This window comes from Arthrobacter sp. 05N428_2, from assembly GCF_056397065.1.
Genome location: NZ_JBFTMR010000012.1, coordinates 1 through 19,703, shown reverse-complemented (window position 1 = coordinate 19,703; position 19,703 = coordinate 1). Strand labels below are relative to the sequence as shown.

The 19,703-nt window shown below is 68.5% G+C and carries 19 protein-coding genes; 9 read left to right on the top strand and 10 right to left on the bottom strand.

Annotated features, from left to right (window positions below; all coding sequences use genetic code 11):
• Window positions 1-5: 5 nt before the first annotated feature.
• Window positions 6-551 (bottom strand): DUF3027 domain-containing protein, encoded by a 546-nt coding sequence (locus AC1DGI_RS13700; RefSeq protein WP_441400621.1) that lies wholly within the window; start codon window positions 549-551, stop codon window positions 6-8.
• 8 nt (window positions 552-559) lie between these two features.
• Entirely contained in the window at window positions 560-943 is a 384-nt protein-coding gene (locus AC1DGI_RS13695; RefSeq protein WP_441400619.1) for a cold-shock protein, read from the bottom strand.
• A gap of 177 nt (window positions 944-1,120) precedes the next feature.
• On the opposite strand from AC1DGI_RS13695, the gene AC1DGI_RS13690 reads away from it, so the two are divergent.
• From AC1DGI_RS13690 to AC1DGI_RS13665, 6 genes are all read left to right on the top strand, one after another.
• Window positions 1,121-1,354 (top strand): hypothetical protein, encoded by a 234-nt coding sequence (locus AC1DGI_RS13690; RefSeq protein WP_441400617.1) that lies wholly within the window; start codon window positions 1,121-1,123, stop codon window positions 1,352-1,354.
• A gap of 10 nt (window positions 1,355-1,364) precedes the next feature.
• Window positions 1,365-3,863 (top strand): helicase-associated domain-containing protein, encoded by a 2,499-nt coding sequence (locus tag AC1DGI_RS13685; RefSeq protein WP_476899235.1) that lies wholly within the window; start codon window positions 1,365-1,367, stop codon window positions 3,861-3,863.
• The gene (locus AC1DGI_RS13680; protein WP_476899234.1) at window positions 3,860-5,506 is read left to right on the top strand and encodes a DNA repair helicase XPB; all 1,647 of its coding nucleotides are present in this window, start codon (window positions 3,860-3,862) and stop codon (window positions 5,504-5,506) included. Before AC1DGI_RS13685 ends, AC1DGI_RS13680 begins: the two co-directional genes overlap by 4 nt.
• A gap of 67 nt (window positions 5,507-5,573) precedes the next feature.
• Window positions 5,574-6,284, top strand: coding sequence for a response regulator transcription factor (locus AC1DGI_RS13675; RefSeq protein ID WP_476899233.1), 711 nt, complete (start codon window positions 5,574-5,576; stop codon window positions 6,282-6,284).
• A gap of 2 nt (window positions 6,285-6,286) precedes the next feature.
• A complete protein-coding gene (locus AC1DGI_RS13670; protein ID WP_476899232.1) occupies window positions 6,287-7,789 on the top strand; it encodes a sensor histidine kinase in 1,503 nt (500 codons plus the stop codon).
• 169 nt (window positions 7,790-7,958) lie between these two features.
• Window positions 7,959-8,246, top strand: a complete 288-nt coding sequence (locus AC1DGI_RS13665) for a WXG100 family type VII secretion target (protein ID WP_476899231.1) — start codon at window positions 7,959-7,961, stop codon at window positions 8,244-8,246.
• Window positions 8,247-8,332: 86 nt separating this feature from the next.
• Here AC1DGI_RS13665 and AC1DGI_RS13660 read toward each other — a convergent pair whose 3' ends face one another.
• The 6 genes from AC1DGI_RS13660 to AC1DGI_RS13635 form a co-directional block, all read right to left on the bottom strand.
• Window positions 8,333-9,364: an RNase H family protein gene (locus AC1DGI_RS13660; protein WP_476899230.1), complete on the bottom strand. Its 1,032-nt coding sequence runs from the start codon at window positions 9,362-9,364 to the stop codon at window positions 8,333-8,335.
• A 398-nt stretch (window positions 9,365-9,762) separates the two neighbouring features.
• Entirely contained in the window at window positions 9,763-11,400 is a 1,638-nt protein-coding gene (gene groL / locus AC1DGI_RS13655) for a chaperonin GroEL (protein ID WP_441403025.1), read from the bottom strand.
• A gap of 294 nt (window positions 11,401-11,694) precedes the next feature.
• The gene (locus AC1DGI_RS13650; protein WP_476899284.1) at window positions 11,695-12,909 is read right to left on the bottom strand and encodes an ABC transporter substrate-binding protein; all 1,215 of its coding nucleotides are present in this window, start codon (window positions 12,907-12,909) and stop codon (window positions 11,695-11,697) included.
• Between the two features lie 116 nt (window positions 12,910-13,025).
• Window positions 13,026-13,229 carry a cold-shock protein gene (locus AC1DGI_RS13645; RefSeq protein WP_441402034.1) on the bottom strand — a complete coding sequence of 68 codons (204 nt, stop codon included), beginning with the start codon at window positions 13,227-13,229 and terminating at the stop codon, window positions 13,026-13,028.
• A 101-nt stretch (window positions 13,230-13,330) separates the two neighbouring features.
• On the bottom strand, window positions 13,331-13,969 hold the full coding sequence (locus AC1DGI_RS13640) for a LytR C-terminal domain-containing protein (protein ID WP_476899229.1): 639 nt from the start codon (window positions 13,967-13,969) through the stop codon (window positions 13,331-13,333).
• A gap of 90 nt (window positions 13,970-14,059) precedes the next feature.
• Window positions 14,060-14,332, bottom strand: a complete 273-nt coding sequence (locus AC1DGI_RS13635; RefSeq protein WP_476899283.1) for a DUF3263 domain-containing protein — start codon at window positions 14,330-14,332, stop codon at window positions 14,060-14,062.
• A 155-nt stretch (window positions 14,333-14,487) separates the two neighbouring features.
• On the opposite strand from AC1DGI_RS13635, the gene AC1DGI_RS13630 reads away from it, so the two are divergent.
• Both AC1DGI_RS13630 and AC1DGI_RS13625 read left to right on the top strand, forming a co-directional pair.
• Window positions 14,488-15,267, top strand: coding sequence for a uracil-DNA glycosylase (locus AC1DGI_RS13630; protein ID WP_441402031.1), 780 nt, complete (start codon window positions 14,488-14,490; stop codon window positions 15,265-15,267).
• A 26-nt stretch (window positions 15,268-15,293) separates the two neighbouring features.
• Window positions 15,294-16,133: a siderophore-interacting protein gene (locus tag AC1DGI_RS13625; RefSeq protein WP_441402030.1), complete on the top strand. Its 840-nt coding sequence runs from the start codon at window positions 15,294-15,296 to the stop codon at window positions 16,131-16,133.
• Between the two features lie 138 nt (window positions 16,134-16,271).
• Here AC1DGI_RS13625 and AC1DGI_RS13620 read toward each other — a convergent pair whose 3' ends face one another.
• Both AC1DGI_RS13620 and AC1DGI_RS13615 read right to left on the bottom strand, forming a co-directional pair.
• Entirely contained in the window at window positions 16,272-17,768 is a 1,497-nt protein-coding gene (locus AC1DGI_RS13620) for a threonine/serine exporter family protein (protein WP_476899228.1), read from the bottom strand.
• Window positions 17,769-17,799: 31 nt separating this feature from the next.
• Entirely contained in the window at window positions 17,800-18,873 is a 1,074-nt protein-coding gene (locus AC1DGI_RS13615; RefSeq protein WP_476899227.1) for a lipid II:glycine glycyltransferase FemX, read from the bottom strand.
• 136 nt (window positions 18,874-19,009) lie between these two features.
• On the opposite strand from AC1DGI_RS13615, the gene AC1DGI_RS13610 reads away from it, so the two are divergent.
• Window positions 19,010-19,558, top strand: coding sequence for a TspO/MBR family protein (locus AC1DGI_RS13610; protein WP_476899226.1), 549 nt, complete (start codon window positions 19,010-19,012; stop codon window positions 19,556-19,558).
• Window positions 19,559-19,703: the final 145 nt, after the last annotated feature.

Genomic DNA, 19,703 nt, shown 5'->3' with positions numbered 1-19,703 from the left:
TCGTATCAATCAGCCCGTTCCGCCGGGAAATCCTCGGCCGGGATATCCTCGGCGGGAATCTCCGCAGAGGGGACATCCTCCGCGGATGTTCCCGCCGCGACGTCCTCGGCCGGGGCGTCGGCGGCGTCGTCCTGCTCCGCATCCTCGGGCCGCACCCGTTCGGCCCACGGAACCCACTCCGGGGCCAGGATTGAGTCCTCGGAGGGCAGCAGGCCAAGCTCGTCCACCGTGACGGTCTTGGAGCGTGAATTGCGAGTCAGCACCGCGTACCACTGCCACCCGCCGTAACCGGGAAGCAGTGAGTCGAAAAGGTGGGTGACCAGGCGGTCACCTTCACTCTTGACGCCTAGATGCCGGCCGACCTGTTCCGCCGGGGCGATGCCCTCCACGGCGGCGCGGGCGACGTCGACGGAGGCGGCCAAGAAGGCGTCGGGCTTGCCGGTGCGCCAGACGGGGACGCCGTAGCGTGGCTTGGATCCTGCTTTGGCGCCGGCGGCGACGGGGGCCGCACCAGCCGCCGCGGCGGCGTTCTGCTCAGGTTCCGGTGTCATCGTGGGCCTTACGCGTCCAACTCGTCGGCGACCTTGCGAAGCGCGGCGGCGATGGCCTTGGCCTTGTTGCCTTCCGGGTACTTCCCGGCGGACAGCGTTCCGGAGAGGTTGTCCAGCACGCTCACGAGGTCCTGCACCAACGGCGCGAGGTCCTTGGCGCTGGGCCGCTTGGCCTTGGCAATGGAAGGGGCCCTGTCCAGTACCCGCAGGCCCAGGGCCTGGGCGCCCTTACGGCCGTCGGCGACGCCGAACTCCACCCGGGTTCCGGCCTTTAGCTCAACTACGCCTTCGGGCAGCGCCGACTTGGGCAGGAAGACCTCCTGGCCATCTTCGCCTGCGAGGAATCCGAAGCCTTTGTCCTTGTCATACCACTTGACCTTGCCGGTGGGCACGTAATCAACCTTCTTCGATCTGCTGGGACGCGGCCGACGGTCAGCGCATCCGCATGGATATGCGGGTTCAGGGTGTGACCGCCCGGACCGTGTTGGTCTGTTCCTCCAAGGTTATCCTGCCTTGGCCACTTTGGCGGTTTGAGGCGCGGTCAGAGCGGGGCTGTTAGCGTTGCCTCCATGACACCACAGCACCTCCGGCGGCCCCTCTTGGTTCTTGCGGCCGCAGTTGCCGCGCTCTCACTCGCCGCCGTCGGCGCCGTCATGGCCATGGCTTTCAACAACACCGTGGCCCCCGTCTGGATCACCTCCACCGCGCTCTACGGGCTGCCCGTGGCGTTCCTGCTCATGCTGGCCCTCGTGTTCGACGCCGTTGCGGCCCGGCGCCGGACGCCAGGGCACGGCGAAAGGTAACGTTGGACTGATGTCCCTGATCCGCGCGCTCAGCAAGGAACTGCAGGCCCGCAGCGACGACTCGTTGCGGGCCCTGTTCGCCGCGCGGCCGGATCTGATCTCTCCGCCGGTTCCGGATTTCTCCGCGCTCGCCGCCCGGGCCAGCGGCCGGGTCAGCGTGCAGCGTGCGTTGGAACGGCTCAACCGTCCCGAAATGCAGGTCCTGGAAACCCTGCACCTGCGCACGAATACGGACACCGGACACAGCGCATCCGGCGCTACGCTCAAGCGGCTGATCAACGGCTCCACCGTCACGGCCCTGGAGCGGCTGCTCCACTCCCTGCAGGAGCTCGCCCTCGTGCACCGGGCCGAGCCCCCGCACGGCGTAACCGCGGCGGCGGGGCGGCAGCGCTACTACCTTCCGGTCGRCAGCCTCAAGGACGTCATCGGCATCTACCCGGCCGGGCTGGGACGGAGTTACACCGAACTCGTCCGGCTCCAGCCGGCTTTCGCGCAGCGCGTGGTGCAACTCGTCGACGAACTGCACCGTACCGGCGCCGACATCTCCCCCGCCGCCACCCCGATGGAGGCGGCGCTGTCACTGCAGCACTGGACCGCCTCGCCGGCGGCCCTGCATGCGCTGCTGGCCACTGCCCCGGACCGCACGGCGGCGCTGCTCGCCCGCTTCGGGAGCTGGGCCATGGGCGCCGTCCCCCAGGCGCAGCGGCGGGCGTCCGTGTTGCACGAGGGGCCCGACGTCGGGCCGGTCGACTGGCTGCTGGCCCGCGGGCTGCTGGTGCCGCTGGACGCCGCCCACGTGGAACTTCCGCACAGCGTGGGCGTGTCCCTCCGGGGCGGGTTCGTGATCGAGCACTTCGCCCTCAGCCCCCCGGTGCCGCAGCTGGGAATGACCAGCGCTGCGCTGCGGCGCAACGCAGCGCTCGGCGCCATCGCTGAGACCCTGAGGCTGACCGGCGAACTGCTCCATGCCGTCCGGGAACAGCCGCTCGTCACTCTGCGCAGCGGCGGAGTGGGCATCCGGGAGATGAAGCGCCTCGCCGACACCCTGCGGATCGGGCTGCACGAGGCCGGAATACTGGCGGAGCTCTGCGCCCTCGGCGGGCTGCTCCGCCTGGATGTGGACAGCTCGGCCTGGATCCAGGCCCCGCAGCTGGAATGGCTGGCGCTCCCCCGGCAGGAGCAGTGGCTGTGGCTGGTCAACGCCTGGCTCGCCAGCGAACGGGTCCCGTCGCTGGTCGGACAGCCGGTCAGTGGCGTCGCCGCCGCGCAGGCGCACCGGGGACCGGCCGGCACCGCCATCAACGCGCTCTCGGCGGAAGCGCAACGGCCGGACGCCCCGGTGGTCCGGCGGCGGATCCTGGAAATCCTGGACGAACTCACGCGCGAAGCCTCGGCGGCTGACGGGGACGCCCCGGTGCTCGACGCCGACGCCGTGCTGGAACGCGCCGACTGGGCGCAACCGCGGATGGCGCGGCGATTCAGCTCTCTCATCCGCGGCGTCCTCGCCGAAGCCGAGATCCTGGGCCTGATCGGCTCCGGCGCCCTGACCCAGATCGGGGCGGCGGTGGCTTCAGACCACCCGGACGAAGCCCTCGAAATCCTGGGCGAGCACCTGCCGGCGGCGCTGAACCACGTGTTGCTGCAGGCGGACCTGACGGCCGTCGCCCCCGGTTACCTGGATCCCGAACTCAGCGAAAAACTCCTGACCATGGCGGACGCCGAGGGTCAGGGGCCGGCCACGATCTACCGGTTCTCGGTCGCCTCCGTCCGGCGGGCCCTCGACGCCGGACAGGACGCCCGGGGGCTGCTGGACTTCCTGCGCGAACACTCGGCCACGGCAGTGCCCCAACCTCTGGAATACCTGATCGAGGACACGGCCGCCCGCCACGCCCGGCTCCGGGTCGGCCCGGCGGCGAGCTTCATCCAGAGCGAGGACGAGACGGCCCTGCTGGAGCTGCTCAATACCTCCGCGGCCGCCGGCCTGGGCCTGGCCCAAATCGCCCCCACCGTCCTGGTCTCGCCCGCCGCGCCGCGGGAGGCCGCCCAGGTGCTGCGCAGCCTCGGTCTTTCCCCGGCGTTGGAGGACTCCGGCTCCGCCGTCGTGCGGCTGCGCCGGAGCATCCCGGCCGCCGGCGCCGCCCGCCCGGTCTACACCGCCCCGCGCACCGCCCCCGCGGACGCCGACGTCGACGCCCAACTCGCGGTGCTGCGGGACGGCCGCCCGCCTGCGGGCACCGGCTCGCCGGAGGGCCGGGGTGCCGCGGGAGCGGCCGGCGGCGAGGCCGCGACGCAGCTGGGGCTGGAGACCCTGCAGAAGGCCATCCGGCTCAAACAGAGGGTGGTGATGAACGTGGTCGACAGCCTGGGGAATGCCAGCCGCGAAACCGTTGTTCCGGTGGCTGTAACCGGCGGCCGGGTCCGGGTGTTCGATCCGGCCAAGGAAACCGAACGGGTCCTGTCGATCCACCGGATCATCGATGTTGAAGCCACAGAGGAACTGCTGCAGTGAATGACGGACCGCTGATCGTCCAGAGTGACAAGACCATTTTGCTTGAAGTGGACCATGCCCAGGCCACCGAGGCGCGGCACGCGATCGCTGCGTTCGCCGAGCTGGAGCGCGCTCCGGAGCATGTCCACAGCTACCGACTGACGCCGCTGGGACTGTGGAATGCGCGGGCGGCCGGGCTGGACGCCGAACAGGTACTCGATACCTTGCTCAAGTACTCCCGGTTTCCGGTGCCGCATTCGCTGCTGATCGACGTCGAGGAGACCATGTCCCGCTACGGCCGGCTGCGCCTCGAGAAGGATCCGCAGCACGGCCTGGTCATGCGCACCTCGGACTACCCTGTGCTGGAGGAGGTCAGCCGGGCCAAGAAGATCGCCCCGCTGCTGGGACCCCGGATCGACGCGGAGACCGTGGTGGTTCATTCCTCGCAGCGCGGCCAGCTCAAGCAGCTGCTGCTGAAGATCGGCTGGCCCGCGGAGGACTTCGCCGGCTACGTCGACGGCACGCCGCACCCCATCATGCTCAACGAGTCCGGCTGGAAGCTCCGGCCCTACCAGCAGCTGGCGACGGAGAACTTCTGGGCCGGCGGCAGCGGCGTCGTCGTCCTCCCCTGCGGTGCCGGCAAGACCCTGGTGGGCGCCGCCGCGATGGCCACGAGCTCCACCACCACGCTGATCCTGGTGACCAACACGGTGTCGGCGCGGCAGTGGAAGGACGAGCTGCTAAAGCGGACCTCGCTGACCGCGGAGGAGATCGGCGAATACTCCGGCTCCGTCAAGGAAGTCCGTCCCGTCACGATCGCCACGTACCAGGTGCTCACCACGAAGCGTGGCGGCCTGTACCCGCACCTGGAGTTGGTGGACGGCAACGACTGGGGCCTGATCATCTACGACGAGGTCCATCTGCTGCCGGCGCCGATCTTTCGGATGACCGCCGATCTGCAGGCACGCCGCCGCCTCGGCCTGACCGCCACTCTGGTCCGCGAGGACGGCCGCGAGGGCGAGGTCTTCAGCCTGATCGGACCCAAACGCTACGACGCCCCATGGAAGGACATCGAGGCGCAAGGCTACATCGCTCCGGCGGACTGCGTGGAGGTCCGGGTGGACCTGCCCCGCGACGAACGGGTGGCCTACGCGATGGCCGAGGACGCGGACAAGTACCGACTCTGTGCGACCTCGGAGACCAAGACGGCGATTGTGGAGCGGCTCGTGGCCGAACACGCCGGCGAGCAGCTGCTCGTGATCGGGCAGTACATAGACCAGCTGGACGAGATCGGCGCGCGGCTGCAGGCGCCCGTGATCAAGGGCGACACCACGGTCAAGGAGCGGCAGCGGCTCTTCGACGCGTTCCGCGCCGGCGAGGTCCGCACCCTCGTGGTGTCCAAGGTCGCCAACTTCTCCATCGACCTGCCCGAGGCCTCGGTGGCCATCCAGGTCTCCGGCTCGTTCGGCTCCCGGCAGGAAGAGGCGCAGCGGCTGGGACGGCTGCTGCGGCCCAAGCAGGACGGCCGGGCGGCGCGCTTTTATTCGCTGGTGGCACGGGACACCCTGGACCAGGATTTCGCCGCGAAACGCCAGCGTTTCCTGGCCGAGCAGGGGTATGCCTACCGGATCATGGACGCCAAAGACGTCGGCGCCAGCGGTTAGCGGATCTCCACCCAACACACATCTGCCTCCCAGAAAACTCACAGAGTCTGGGAGCATTATGGGAACCATGAAAAAGAACGGTCCAGAAGCCAAGCTGCTCGTTGTCGATGATGAACCCAACATCCGCGAGCTGCTGTCCACCTCGCTGCGTTTCGCCGGTTTCGAGGTCGTCTCTGCCGGCACCGGGCGCGACGCCCTCGCCGCCGCCGAGCTGCACGCCCCGGACCTCGCCGTCCTGGACGTGATGCTGCCGGACATGGACGGCTTCACCGTCACCCGCCGCCTGCGCGCCGCGGGCAAGCACTTCCCCGTACTGTTCCTGACCGCGAAGGACGACACCGAGGACAAGGTCACCGGGCTCACCGTCGGCGGCGACGACTACGTCACGAAGCCGTTCAGCCTCGACGAGGTGGTGGCCCGCATCCGCGCCGTGCTGCGCCGCACCCAGCCGCTGCTGGACGACGACGCCGTCATCCGCGTCGACAACCTGGAGCTCGACGACGACGCCCACGAGGTGCGCCGCGGCGGCACGGTGGTCGAGTTGTCCCCCACCGAGTTCAAGCTGCTGCGCTATCTCATGCTCAACCCGAACCGGGTGCTGTCCAAGGCCCAGATCCTGGACCACGTCTGGGAGTACGACTTCAACGGCGACGCCTCGATCGTGGAGTCCTACATCTCCTACCTGCGCCGCAAGGTCGACATCGACCCCGAGGCGCCGGCCCTGATCCAGACCAAGAGGGGCGTCGGCTACGTGCTGCGGACGGCTGAGAAGCGCTGACCTTGCTGGAACGCTGGAGGAGGGCGTCGCTGCGGTCGCAGCTGGTCGCGATCATGATGAGCCTGATGCTCGTGGCCCTCACGGCCACGGGCGCGGGCACACTCGCCCTGGTCCACAGCTACCTGCAGGGCCAGGTCGATGACAAGCTCAAGGCCGCCGTCGGGACGGCGCGGCAGCAGCAGTCCTTCAGCCAGCTGCAGGACCAGAACCCGAACGTCCCCACCGACTATTCGCTGGTGCTTTTCATCCCCGGCCAGCCCACTCTTATCTTCGGCGGGAGCAAGAGCTCACGCCCGGCCATCAGCAGCATCACCCCCGACGAGGCGCGCAGCCGCAACGAGGCTCCGTTCGAGGTGGGCGGCACCGACGGCCGCAACTGGCGGGTGGTGGCGGTCAACGTGCTCGACGGAAGCCAGCGCGCCGCCGTCGTGGTGATCGGGCTGCCGCTCTACCCGGTGGATTCGGTGATGGAGCACGCCACACTGGTGGTGGTGGGCGTCGGGCTGCTGACCCTCGTACTCGCCTTCTTCATCGCAACCTGGACCGTTACCCGGTCCTTCCGCCCGCTCGCACGGGTGGAAAAAACCGCGGCCGCCATCGCCGCGGGCGACCTGTCCCGGCGTGTGGATGTCGAGAATCCCGACACCGAGGTCGGCCGGCTCAGCAGGTCCCTGAACGCCATGCTGGCGCACATCGAGTCCGCCTTCGCCGCGAGGACGGCCTCCGAGGCGAAGATGCGCCGCTTCGCCGCCGACGCCTCGCACGAGCTGCGCACCCCGCTGGTCACCATCCGCGGCTACTCCGAGCTCTACCGGCACGGCGCCCTGGCCACTCCCGAGGATGTGGCCACCGCGATGGGACGGATCGAGAGCGAAGCCAAGCGGATGGGCGCGATGGTGGAGGACCTGCTGCTGCTGGCCCGGATCGACGAACAGCGCCCGCTGCAGCGCAAACCCGTGGACCTGCTGCTGCTGGCCCACGACGCGGTGGTGGACACCCAGGCCAGCGACCGCAGCCGGGTGATCTCGCTCCGCGGGCTCGACGGCGATGCCGGCGCCCCGGCCCCGGTGATGGGAGACGAGTCGAAGCTGCGCCAAGTCATCGGCAACCTCGTCGGCAACGCCCTGCGCTACACGCCGGACGGCAGCCCGATCGAACTCGCCGTGGGGCTGCGGACCGATCCTGCCGGGGCACTCCGCTCCGTGGTCGAGGTCCGCGACCACGGGCCAGGTGTCCCCGAGGACGAGGCCGACCGGATCTTTGAGCGTTTCTACCGGGCGGACACCTCCCGGACCAGGGAGACCGGCGGCAGCGGCCTGGGACTGGCCATCGTGGCCGCCATCGTCGGCTCGCACTCGGGCTCGGTCCGCGTCCAGCCGACCGACGGCGGCGGCGCCACCCTGGTGATCAGCCTCCCGCACCTGGCCGAAGCGGAACCGCCGGAATCAGCGGCCGAGGCCTCTGACACGGACGAAGACGCCTCGCCCGGCACGGTGCGCAGCTAACGTTTTCCACATAGGGAACTTGCCCGCTGGGACCGGGGCGGGCCGCTGCCTAGGCTCGAAGAGTCCGGGAACTCCGGGCGCTTCCACCCCAGGCAGCCGGGAGTCCTGCTCCCCCTGAGACCAAGTCGGGACGCCCGGCTGCCTACCGGCACGCTCGAAAGGCCACCACATGAGCATCATTTCCGTCGACACCGAACAACTCCAGCTCAAGTCCGCCAATGTCCAGGCCACCGTCGAAAGAATCAGCGCCGACGTCCAGGCCATGAAGCGCGGCCTGGACGAACTGCAGGGCAGCTGGCGCGGGGCGGCCGCCACCAACTTCCAGGCCCTGCTTGCCGAATGGGCGCTGACCCAGGGCAAGGTCGAGGCCTCACTGGCTTCGATCAACCTCGCCCTGAACTCGGCGGCCGCCAACTACGCCCAGGCGGAGTTGAACAATGCCCAGCGATTCGGCTAGCTGCCGGGGCTGGACCGGCACTGCCTTGGCGGCCCCGGAGCGGCCCGGCGCCCGCTGGTGCAGGCCGGCCCGGGCGCGTGCGGCCGCTATGCCTCGGGGGTGCCTTGGTGGAAGCGCAGCCGCCACTGGACGCCGTCCAGGACCCAGAGGGAGCTTCGCAGCACCATCCCGGAGCGGTCATGGCTGCGGTACGTCAGGAGTACGCTACCTTCACTGATGCGTTCCGCGGCCAGCAGTTCCAGCTCCACGGGGGCACCCGGGTCGTCCTCCAGGGCCATCATCATCTCGTCACGGGTCCAAAGGCGGCCCGAGCTGCCGATTTCGGTGAAGTCCGGGTGCAGCAACACACCGGTGCGGCCCACGTCGGCGCGGGTCTCCGGGCGCAGCAGCTCCCGCTCCAGAGCCTCAACGATTGCCTCTGCGCTCTGCTCCAGGCCTGAGGCAAGGGAGTCTTCCGCTAGCTCACTGAAGAGGTCCGGTTCGCTAAAGAGTCCGGATTCGCCAAACAGGGTGGGTTCGCCCACCATTTCCCGGATTCCGGCACGGGCGCCCTGTGGACTGGACTGGACCGGCCGGATCCCTGCCGTTGGGGCAGCCTGCGCCGCGGGCGCGGCCGGGAGGGACTGCCGAGCAGGGACGGCCGCGTCGCCGGCGCGGACAAAGCCGGGGCCTTGCCGCGGGGCCACGCTCTGCTGGTAGGCACCCGCGGCAGCCCGTGCGCGCTCGTCCGCTGCCTCGTTGAGGTCGTGGCCTGCGTGGCCGCGGACCCATTCGAAAGTGTACGTACGCCCGCGAAGTGCCTGGTCGATTTCCTTCAGCAGGTCGACATTGAGCACGGGCTTGCCGTCGGACTTCCGCCAGCCCTTCCGCTTCCAGCCGGGCATCCACTTCGTCACCGAATTGATGACGTACTGGCTGTCGCACAGAATGTGCAGGGCCTCGTCCGGGAGGTGGGCCGTGGCCCGGAAGAGGTCCAGGACAGCCATCAGCTCGCCCTGGTTGTTGGTGCCGTGCGGCCATCCGCCGGCACGCCAGCAATCGTCGTTCACGTACCAAGCCCAGCCGGCCGGACCCGGGTTTCCTAAAGCCGAACCGTCGGCCGCTGCAGTAATCGTCACTGCACCATCCTGCCAGACCTCAACCACCCAACGCTCCCTCACCACCGGAGCCAAACCACCCAACGCTCCCTCACCACCGGAGCCAACCCACCCAACGCTCCCGCACCACCGGAGCCAACCCACCCAACGCTCCCGCACCACCGGAGCCAACCCACCCAACGCTCCCGCACCACCGGCGGAACGCCGGTTTCGGGTCGGGGTGCGTCGGGCGAACCACGGCAACAACTGAGGGAGCGTAAGCCAAAATGCCGCCACAACTGAGGGGGCGTGCCGGGGTGGGGGGCTTAAACGCTTAAACGCCGACGGCGGCCCCCCAAAGGTGGGACCGCCGTCGTCGTACCGGGCGTGCCGACGTGGACCTTGTCGGCACAGATGGTGAGGGCCGGATGGCCGGGTGGCTAGAAACCGCCCATGCCGCCCATGCCGCCCATGTCGTCGCCGCCACCCATGGCCGGGGAGTTCTTCTCCGGCTTGTCGGCCACAACGGCCTCGGTGGTCAGGAACAGGCCGGCGATGGAAGCCGCGTTCTGCAGGGCAGAGCGGGTCACCTTGACCGGGTCGTTGATGCCGGCTGCCAGCAGGTCGACGTACTCGCCGGTGGCTGCGTTCAGGCCATGGCCTGCGGGCAGGCCGCGGACCTTGTCCACCACGACGCCGGGCTCGAGGCCGGCGTTGAAGGCGATCTGCTTCAGCGGGGCGTCGATGGCAACGCGGACGATGTTCGCACCGGTTGCTTCGTCACCTTCGAGCTGCAGGTTGGCGAACGCCTTGGCGCCGGCCTGGATCAGAGCCACGCCACCGCCGGCGACGATGCCCTCTTCGACAGCAGCCTTCGCGTTGCGGACGGCGTCCTCAATGCGGTGCTTGCGTTCCTTGAGCTCAACCTCGGTTGCGGCACCAGCCTTGATGACTGCAACGCCGCCGGCCAGCTTGGCCAGGCGCTCCTGCAGCTTCTCGCGGTCGTAGTCCGAATCGGAGTTCTCGATCTCGGCACGGATCTGGGACACGCGACCGGCGATCTGGTCGGCGTCGCCGGCACCCTCAACGATGGTGGTCTCGTCCTTGGTGACAACGACCTTGCGGGCCTTGCCGAGCAGCTCGAGGCCGGCGGTCTCAAGCTTGAGGCCGACTTCCTCGGAGATGACCTGGCCGCCGGTCAGGATGGCGATGTCGGCCAGCTGGGCCTTGCGGCGGTCGCCGAAGCCCGGAGCCTTGACGGCGACGGACTTGAAGGTGCCGCGGATCTTGTTGACGATCAAGGTGGCCAGGGCCTCGCCCTCGATGTCCTCGGCAATGATCAGCAGCGGCTTGGAGGACTGCATGACCTTTTCGAGGACAGCAACCAGTTCCTTGACGTTGGAGATCTTGGAGTTGACGATCAGGATGTACGGATCCTCAAGGACCGTTTCCTGGCGCTCGGCGTCGGTGACGAAGTAGGCCGAGATGTAGCCCTTGTCGAAGCGCATGCCCTCGGTGAGCTCCAGCTCGAGGCCGAAGGTGTTGGACTCCTCGACGGTGATGACGCCTTCCTTGCCGACCTTGTCCAGGGCTTCGGCAATCAGGGCGCCAATTTCGTTGTCCCCGGCGGAGATGGACGCGGTGGCGGCGATCTCTTCCTTGGTTTCGATTTCCTTGGCGGAAGCCAGGAGCTCGCGGGTGACCGCCTCGACGGCCTTTTCGATGCCGCGCTTGAGGGACAGCGGGTCAGCGCCGGCCGCGACGTTGCGCAGGCCTTCCTTGACCAAGGCCTGGGCGAGCACGGTGGCGGTGGTGGTTCCGTCGCCGGCGACGTCGTCCGTCTTCTTGGCAACTTCCTTGACCAGCTCGGCGCCGATCTTCTCGTAAGGGTCGTCCAGTTCGATCTCCTTGGCGATGGAAACACCATCGTTGGTGATCGTGGGGGCGCCCCACTTCTTTTCGAGGACGACGTTGCGTCCACGCGGGCCGAGGGTGACCTTGACGGCGTCGGCGAGGATGTTCAGGCCCCGCTCAAGACCGCGGCGTGCCTCTTCATCAAATGCAATGATCTTGGCCATAACGGCAGTAGTCCTTTCGGGACAGTCGTTAAGAATGAACCTTGGTTGTGGTGCCCGCGACGGACGATTCCTGTCCGGCAGCCTCTGTACGCCGCCGGACCGGGGATCTCACCCCAGCCAGGTGTTTCTTTCGCTCCCGGTCAATCGGCCGCCACACGCAACGGCCGAAACCGGGCGTCGTGTTAGCAGTCAATACGCGGGAGTGCTAACTCAATAATTAGCACTCCCCCGGGGAGAGTGCAAGCAGTGCCTGTCCCCGGAGCCGTCACTGGGCCCGCTCTTCGCTAGGAGCGATCAGGACCCCGCGCTGCGGGCCGTTTCGGTGCCGGTCATCTTGGCGGTGTTGTCCGCGCCGTAGCTGTAGACCATGTAGCCCGCGACGGTGACGTCACCATTGCTGTCGAAATTGATCGGTCCGGACTGACCTTCATAGTCGGGGCGCTTGCCGGCACGGAGTGCCGTCACACAGTCCTGGTACGTCGTGCAGGCCTGGGCCTCGCCGGAGGACCCGCCGGGAGCGGCTGTCGTTCCGCCGGAGACGGAGACCAGCTTCGCGGCGATGGACGCCCCCGCATCGTCGTCGGCCGCGGCGGCGGCGAGCGCGGCGAGGTTGACGGCGTCGTACGTCTCGGCCGCGAACGCCATGTCCTTCAGGCCGGGGTCGACGGCCACGAGTTCGGCCTGGAAGTGCGCGGACGGGAACATGCCGGGAAGAATCCCGCGGGCGCCGTCCAGGGCCGTGGAGCCGAGGCCCTGTCCGTACTGGTTGACTGCCCCGTCGCTCAGGACGAGCTTGCGCCCTGCCAGCCCCGCGTTGTTGAGCTCGGCGATGGCACCCTGGGCGCCGTCGCGGGCTACCAGGACGACGGCGTCCGGGGAGGCCGCCTTAGCGGCTGCTGCCGCCTGCTGGGCCTGGCCGGCCTTGAATTCAGCGTCGACGGAGGTACCGAGGCCGGCGGCCTTCGCGGCTTCGGAGACGGCTACCGAGACCTCCTTGCCGTAGCTGCCTTCCTCGTGCACGACGGCGATGGTCCTGGCACCGCCGTCCTTGGCGAGCTTGACGAGGACCGAAGCCTGCGCCACATCGGCGGCGACGGTCCGGAAGTAGTAGCCGCCGCTCTTGTATTTGCTGAGCCCCGGCGCCGTGTTGGCCGGGGAAATGATCGCGATCTTGGCGCGCGAGAGCACGTCAATGGCGTCCGGCGCCCGGCTGGAGTCGGTGGGGCCGATCACGACGTCGGCCTTGGCGGCCACCAGGTTCTTGGCCTGGGCGGCGGTGTCCGTGCCGATCGATTCCGGCAGCAGCTCCACGGGCTTGCCCTTGTGTCCGCCAGCAGCGTTGATTTCCTTGACCGCGAGCTTGGCCGCCGCCAGCTGGGATGCGTTGAGAAAGCCCTGTTTGCCGGTGCTGTCCAGGATCAGGCCGATCCGCAGGGTGCCGTCGCCGGCCGCGTCCACGGCGCCCACCCGGGCGTTCCCGGTGGGACCCGCGCAGGCGCCCAGGGCCATGGCGGCTGCAAGGCCGGCGGCTACGGCACAACTGAACCGGCGCGCGTTCGAGGGCCCGGATACCGACTTCGGGCCGCGGGCCCCAGTGGCCGCAGCGGCCCCGGTAAGGAGTGCCACTAGGCGGGCCGGACGCTTTCTGCCTGCGGGCCCTTTTCGCCCTCGCCCACTTCCAGCTCTACCCGCTGGCCCTCGGCCAGGGCCCGGTAGCCTTCGCCCGCAATCGCGGACCAGTGCACGAACACGTCGTCACCGGAACTGTCCACGGTGATGAAGCCGTAGCCCTTTTCAGCGTTGAACCACTTCACGGTCCCCAATGCCATGTTCTCCACACTTTCAGCTAGCTTCCTCGCGGCCCACCTCGCTGTGCGCCGCGGCCTGCGGAAGGACGTCCGCAGCCACTGTAACCAAACGCTCCAGCGTCCTACATGAAGCCGGGTCCCAGCACGACGACGAGCGGCATCTTGAAATCGGCGGAATCTACGAGCATGGAGATCCCGAGGAGCGAGCCCAGCGCCTGGGCGTTGGCCTTCTGGGCCGGGCCGTCGTAAAAGACCACGGAGGCTCGCTGGGGGGCGCCGGCCCAGTTGCCGACAGGCCCGAGGCCCCAGCCCGCAGAAGTGACGGTGGATCCGACACGGCCAGCCAGCCCCGCCGTCGTGGTTCCGTTGTAGACCGTCACGGGCTGTGTCTTGTCGACGACGGCAGCGGGCGGCACCGAGGGCGTCGCCGACGGGGGCGGCGTCGAGCCTGCGGGGGCGAGGCTGCCGGTCGGGTCAGCGCTAGCGGAGGGCGACGGGGTGGCCGCTGCGGTGGGAGGCGTCGTCGACGCGGCGGCGTTGTTACTGGCCTGGTCAGCCCTCATGGCAGAGCCGCCAGAGGGCCCGAAGCCCAGCTTCGGCAGCAGCAGGAAGGCAACCAGGCCGATCGCGAGGGCCGCAGTCCCGGCGGACAGAATGGGACCCAGCCGCCGGGAGCGGGGTGCGGAGACTGTCCGGTGGACACCCTGGCGCGCGGCGGTCTCCGGGACCCGATCGAATTCATCCCGAGCGTATTTGGTCATGGTAAAGCGACGTCCTTGCTGATTTCTGGCTGATAGCCGGCCGCCGGATTCCCCACGGAATCCCGCCTGCGGCTCGGCTTCCCGCGGATTTTACGCGTCTGAACCCAGGCGGCGTGCGGTGCGGGCACGTTGTCGTGACGTACGTAGTCTACGCAATCTCTTGACCAGCATGGGATCGTGCGCCAAGGCCGCCTCGGTATCGATCAGGGCGTTGAGGATCTGGTAATAATGCGTGGCCGAGAGGTCGAAGAGCTCCCGGATGGCTTGTTCCTTGGCGCCGGCATACTTCCACCACTGCCGCTCCAGGGCGAGCATCTGCTGGTCCCGGCTGCTCAGCGGCGAGTCGCCGGCCGCCGTCGTCAGGTCCGCCCGCTCAGCCCGCTGGTACTCGGGTGCTGCTTCGGCCACGACACACTCCCTGACTCGTTCCGATAGGTCTCCCCCACATGTTACGGCCGAATAACAGGCTTGTCATTTGGCGGCGGGCTGGTCCCGGGACGAACTGCGAGAATGGGACGGTGCCCACTTCGATAGATCCCGACGCGCTCTTCCAGCTCGAACCCGAGGCTGCCGGGACCCCCGGCTTCGCGGAGCTGGCCCGGCTGCCGCTGGAAGGACTCGTGGCGCCCGACTGGGCCGCCGCGCTGGCGCCGGTGCAGGGGCAGCTGCGGGAAGTCCTCGAATTCCTCGCCGTCGAGGCAGCCGACGGCCACGACGTGCTCCCGGCGCCGTCGAACCTGCTGCGTGCCTTCCGCCAGCCGCTGGCCGGAGTGCGGGTGCTGATTGTGGGCCAGGATCCCTACCCGACGCCGGGCCACGCCGTCGGGCTGTCGTTCGCGGTGGACGGCCGGACCCGGCCAATCCCGCGCAGCCTAGCCAACATCTACAAGGAGCTCGACGCCGACCTGGGCCTGCCGCCGCGGGTGCACGGTGACCTCAGCCGCTGGTCGGAGCAGGGGGTGCTGCTGCTGAACAGGGTCCTCAGCGTCCGCGCCGGAGCCGCCGGTTCGCACCGCAACAAGGGCTGGGAAGCTGTCACAGCGGCGGCCATCGGGGCAGTCGCGGACCGTCGAGCCGACGGCGGCGGCCCGGCACCCCTCGTGGCGGTGCTCTGGGGCAAGGACGCCGAGGGCGTGCGGCCGCTGCTGGGCTCCGCCGCCGTGATCGCCAGCCCGCACCCCAGTCCGCTCTCGGCCGCCCGCGGCTTTTTCGGCTCCCGGCCCTTCAGCCGGGTCAATGAACTGCTGACTGCCCAGGGCGACGGCGTCGTGGACTGGGAATTGCCGGCGCTGCCCTGACCGGGTTCTTAGCTAGGCTTAGCCTCATGACTTCTGCCCCCGCCGCCGCCGCGGATGCCCGGCGCTCCCGGCCCCAAACCACGCTCACGGTCCTGCGCCGGGAGCAGCTTTCGCCGCACATGGTCCGGATCGTCGCCGGCGGCCCGGGATTCGCCGCCTACGTCAACAACGGCTATGTGGACCGCTACATCAAGATCGCGTTCCCGCAACCGGGGATCGACTACCCGCAGCCGCTGGACCTGACGGCTATCCGGGAATCCCGCCCGCGGGAACAGTGGCCCTTCAGCAGGACCTACACCGTCCGTTGGGTCGACGAAACGGCGGGCGAGCTCGCCATCGACTTCGTGATCCACGGCGACGAGGGCCTGGCCGGCCCGTGGGCCGCCGCCGCCCAGGCCGGCGACACCCTCGCCTTCACCGGCCCCGGCGGAGGCTACAACCCGGATCCGGCGGCAGACTGGCACCTGTTCGCGGGCGACGAGTCCGCCCTGCCGGCGATCGGCGCCGCCATCGAGTCACTCCCCCGCGACGCCCGCGGCCTCGCCTTCCTGGAGGTTGACAGCGACGCGGACGTTCTGGCCCTCGACGCGCCCGAGGGCCTCGAGCTGCGCTGGCTCCTGCGCCGGGGCGCTCCGGCCGGCAGCACCCGGTTGCTGGTGGACGCGGTGGGCGGCGCGACGTGGCCGGACGGGCGGGTCCAGGTCTTCGCGCATGGAGAGCGCGGCTACATGAAGGGCCTGCGCGAGGTGTTCTACGCCCAGCGCGGACTCGAGCGCAGCCAGGTCTCGCTGTCCGGCTACTGGGCCACGGGCCGGGTGGAGGACGACTTCCAGGCCGAGAAGAAGCTCCCCATCGGCAAGATCTAACAGCGCTTCGGGGTTTCCCCACCTTTGCCATCATGACGCCCGGACACGCCGGTGCGGCTGGCCGCCCCGCCGCCGACTCCGGGCAAAAGTGGGGAAACTCGGCGCATCAGGGTGGCCGGAAGGGCTATCCCGCCGCACCTAGCGGCGTCTGGCCCGGCGCCGCTCGTTGCTGGCCAGGCTCCGCGTCAGCGGACGAGCAAGCGTATCGCCGAGCACGATGCCGGCCGCCACTCCCAGCACGATCGCCGCGGCGTTGAGCATCCCGCCGGCACCCACCAGGATCTCAGATTCCTCAATCGTCAATACATACATGGACCGGAATATAGTCAGCCCGGGCAGCAGGATGAGCGCCGCGGGGACGGCGACCACCAGCTGCGGGGCCCCCATCCGGAGCGCCACCACCCTGGCCAGCAGGCCGATGACGACGGCGGCGAGGGCCGGGGCGAACCGCGGGCCGACGCCAACGGCAGTGCCCCCTACCAGGACCAAATGGCCTACGACGCCGACCGCCGCCGTCGGCAACAACAGCTTCGGCGAGGTCTGCTCAGTGACGCCGATCGCGACGACGGCGATCGCCACCAGCGCGACCAGCGCCCACAAGGGATACTTCGGCGGGAATGTTTCGGTGACGTCGATTGATTCCATCCCGGTCATCGCCCCCACGACAAAGCCGACGGCAATACCGGAAACGAGTGCACCGAAGGTCAGCATGGTGGACAGGAACCGGCCGGCCGCTGTGACCGGAAAGCCGTTGATCGCATCCTGCACCGACGAGACCAGCCGGCCGGTGGGCAGGAGCAGCAGGATGCCGCCCACCACCACGATTGCCGGGGCGATCTGGAATCCCACCGGGCTCCCGAAACGCCAAAGAAGCAACGCGATCAGGGTCACGACGAAGGAACACGCCGCAGTGATGAAGAAGTCCGGCGTGCGCCAGCGGCCCAACTGCCGCGCGAGCAGGCTGATCAGCAGGTTGGAGAGAAAGGCGATGCCGGAGGCAGCCACCCCGCCGCCCAGCACGCCGACGAAGACGGCGGAGAACACACCGAACGCCACGGTGACCATCCAGCGCGGGAAGGGTTTCGAACTGTGCGTGATGTCTTCAAGTCGGCGCACCGCTTCCTCACGGCCCATACCGCCGGCCACGATGTCCGTGACCAGCTGGTGGACCTCGGCGAGGCCGGCGTAATTGTTGGTCCAGGACCGCACCACGCGCAGCAACGAGATGGGGGTCTGGTCCTTGGGCGCATAGTTGATAGCCACCGACTGATTGGTGATGTCCACCTCGATATTCTTCAACCCCAGCGCGGCAGTAATGGCGATGATGCTGGTTTCCACTTCCAGGGCGCCGGCACCGTACCGAAACATGGATTCGGCCAGCTTCAGCGCGAAGTCGATGGTCTTGCGGGCGGAGGTGTCCACCCCCCCGACCTGGATCATCGGGTTGGCGTAGGGGCTCCCGGCCAGCCGGTCAACGATGCTGAGCGGCGCCGTCGGCGGATTCTCGCCTTGCACCAGCCTGCGCAGCATGCGTTTGGCAGCGGCGTTCTGGCGTACCTGCAGGGGCGACATCGGTTCGGTCCGGGGCAGGCCGTCGGTGTGCGGCCCGCGGCGGCCGTCGGGTGGTTTGTTCATTCCGGCCTCCTTAATTCAGCTTGGCGGGCGCTTAATAGAACTGCTGGCCCGTACGCCGCGTGTACAGCTGGCGTGCCACGCGTTCTCCGGCCGCCATCCAGGCCTTGTACTTCAGCGGGCTGAGGACCTGGTCGTAGCAGCCGACGAAGTCCGTGACCGTCTTGCTGAAGCTGGTCTTGAACAGCCCCAGGCCGTGGAACGGGTTGGCGGTGTCCTTGAGCTTGTCGCTGGGCGGGGTGCCGCAGAAGTCGTATTCCGTGCAGCCCAGGTCCTTGAGCTGGTTGATCGCCGTCCACTGGACCAGGTGCGAGTCGCCGTACTGCGCGCGTTTCTGCAGTGACCCGCCGTCCTTGTAGGTGGCCTTCCGCCCGTAGTTGATCACGAACGCGCCCACCGAGGGCACGTCGTTTTCGTAAACGAAGAGCAGCCGGCCCTGGCCTCGGGCCAGGAAGTTGGACCAGAACTGGCGGTAGTACTCGTATTCGCGGACCCGGACCTGGGACTTGGCCTCGACGGTGGTGGTCATCAGCGCGTACATCGCCCGGAAGTTTTCTTCGGTGGGCTCCACGTTGTGAACCTCCACTCCCTCGCGGATGGCCCGTCGAACGGCGTTGCGGCCGCGCGAGTGCAGGTTGCGGAGCAGTTGGTTTTCCTCCGGCGAGATGTCCAGCAACGCGGTGGAGTCGTTGGGCTGCAGGTTGTGGGTCTTGACCAGCCCGGCGCTTTCGATGACCCGGCGGGCGTCGTCGGAGAGGATGATGTCCGGTTCGATTTTAATGGCGAAGACGCCGAGCCTGGCGCGCTTGACGAACTCGGCGTTGGCGGCCACGATGCCTGGGATATCCTGCACCGACGCGACATCGGGTCCCTTGATCAGGTACCAGAGCTTGCCGAGCACGGGGAAGGATTTCTCCAGGACCAGGTTGTAGCTCGTGAACTCTGCCGTCTCGTAGACCAGGTGAAGGGGTTTCCAGCCGAAGTGCTGCTTGACCTCGGCGAAAGCCTCGGACTGAAGCAGGTTTCCACCGTTGGGGTTCGCTGTGACGTGGGCGTCCCAGTTGGCGACCTCTTCGGCGGAGGCAAAGCGGGCAGTGAATTCTCGCAAGGGTGCGGTATCCAATCTTCGCGGACGAGCTTCGGCGGCATGGCTGGCATGCAGCCTCAAGTCTATCGGGAGGCAGGAGCCCTCAGGGTGCCGGGTCACCGTGCCCGGCCGTCCGTACGCCGATTAAGCTGGAGGCATGCCTGCCCAGCCGGAACCGTCGCTCTCCCGTCAGCCCACCCGCCCGGACGCGGTCGGGAATCGCGGTTCCCAGGCCCTGGCGCTGCTGGTGTTGGTGGCGGCGTCGGCCGTTGTTGCCACGCTCGGTGGGCTGGCGACCGCGACCAACGTCAGCGGCTGGTATGCGGCCGCGGACAAAGCTCCGTGGTCGCCGGCGAACTGGGTCTTCGGGCCGGTCTGGACCGTCCTCTACCTGGCGATGGCGGTCGCGGCGTGGCTGGTGTGGCGCCATCGGGCAGAACACACCCGGGGCGCCCTCAAGGCCTACGCGGTTCAACTGGTGCTGAACCTGCTGTGGTCGCCGGCGTTCTTTGGCCTGTATCCGGCGCTGGGAACCCCCGCGCTGTGGATCGGCTTCGTCATCATCGCGGCACTGGCTCTCGCAGTTGCGGTCACGGTGCTGCGCTTCGGGCCGATCAGCCGCACCGCCGGGCTGCTCATGCTCCCCTACCTGTCCTGGACGGTGTTCGCGGCGTCGCTGAACCTGTGGGCCGCGCTGCACAACTGATATGTAGGCCTTCCTTGTCAAGCGGGCATGGGTGAGCGGTCCAAGGCTGGATGTCTTGGACCGCTCTTTTGTGTTCGCTCCCCGCCTGCTCCGGTTGGCCGGCGCGTCTTGATCGACGGCGCTGTCAGACTGATATGCGCGGGTT

What these genes read in the sequence shown, in the direction of transcription:
- AC1DGI_RS13700 (WP_441400621.1), bottom strand. Translation starts at nt 551, where the DNA reads ATGACACCGGAACCTGAGCAGAACGCCGCCGCGGCGGCTGGTGCGGCC.
- groL (WP_441403025.1), bottom strand. Translation starts at nt 11,400, where the DNA reads ATGGCCAAGATCATTGCATTTGATGAAGAGGCACGCCGCGGTCTTGAG.
- AC1DGI_RS13650 (WP_476899284.1), bottom strand. Translation starts at nt 12,909, where the DNA reads ATGGCCCTGGGCGCCTGCGCGGGTCCCACCGGGAACGCCCGGGTGGGC.
- AC1DGI_RS13620 (WP_476899228.1), bottom strand. Translation starts at nt 17,768, where the DNA reads ATGAACAAACCACCCGACGGCCGCCGCGGGCCGCACACCGACGGCCTG.
- AC1DGI_RS13665 (WP_476899231.1), top strand. Translation starts at nt 7,959, where the DNA reads ATGAGCATCATTTCCGTCGACACCGAACAACTCCAGCTCAAGTCCGCC.
- AC1DGI_RS13610 (WP_476899226.1), top strand. Translation starts at nt 19,010, where the DNA reads ATGCCTGCCCAGCCGGAACCGTCGCTCTCCCGTCAGCCCACCCGCCCG.
- AC1DGI_RS13690 (WP_441400617.1), top strand. Translation starts at nt 1,121, where the DNA reads ATGACACCACAGCACCTCCGGCGGCCCCTCTTGGTTCTTGCGGCCGCA.
- AC1DGI_RS13625 (WP_441402030.1), top strand. Translation starts at nt 15,294, where the DNA reads ATGACTTCTGCCCCCGCCGCCGCCGCGGATGCCCGGCGCTCCCGGCCC.
- AC1DGI_RS13645 (WP_441402034.1), bottom strand. Translation starts at nt 13,229, where the DNA reads ATGGCATTGGGGACCGTGAAGTGGTTCAACGCTGAAAAGGGCTACGGC.
- AC1DGI_RS13640 (WP_476899229.1), bottom strand. Translation starts at nt 13,969, where the DNA reads ATGACCAAATACGCTCGGGATGAATTCGATCGGGTCCCGGAGACCGCC.
- AC1DGI_RS13675 (WP_476899233.1), top strand. Translation starts at nt 5,574, where the DNA reads ATGAAAAAGAACGGTCCAGAAGCCAAGCTGCTCGTTGTCGATGATGAA.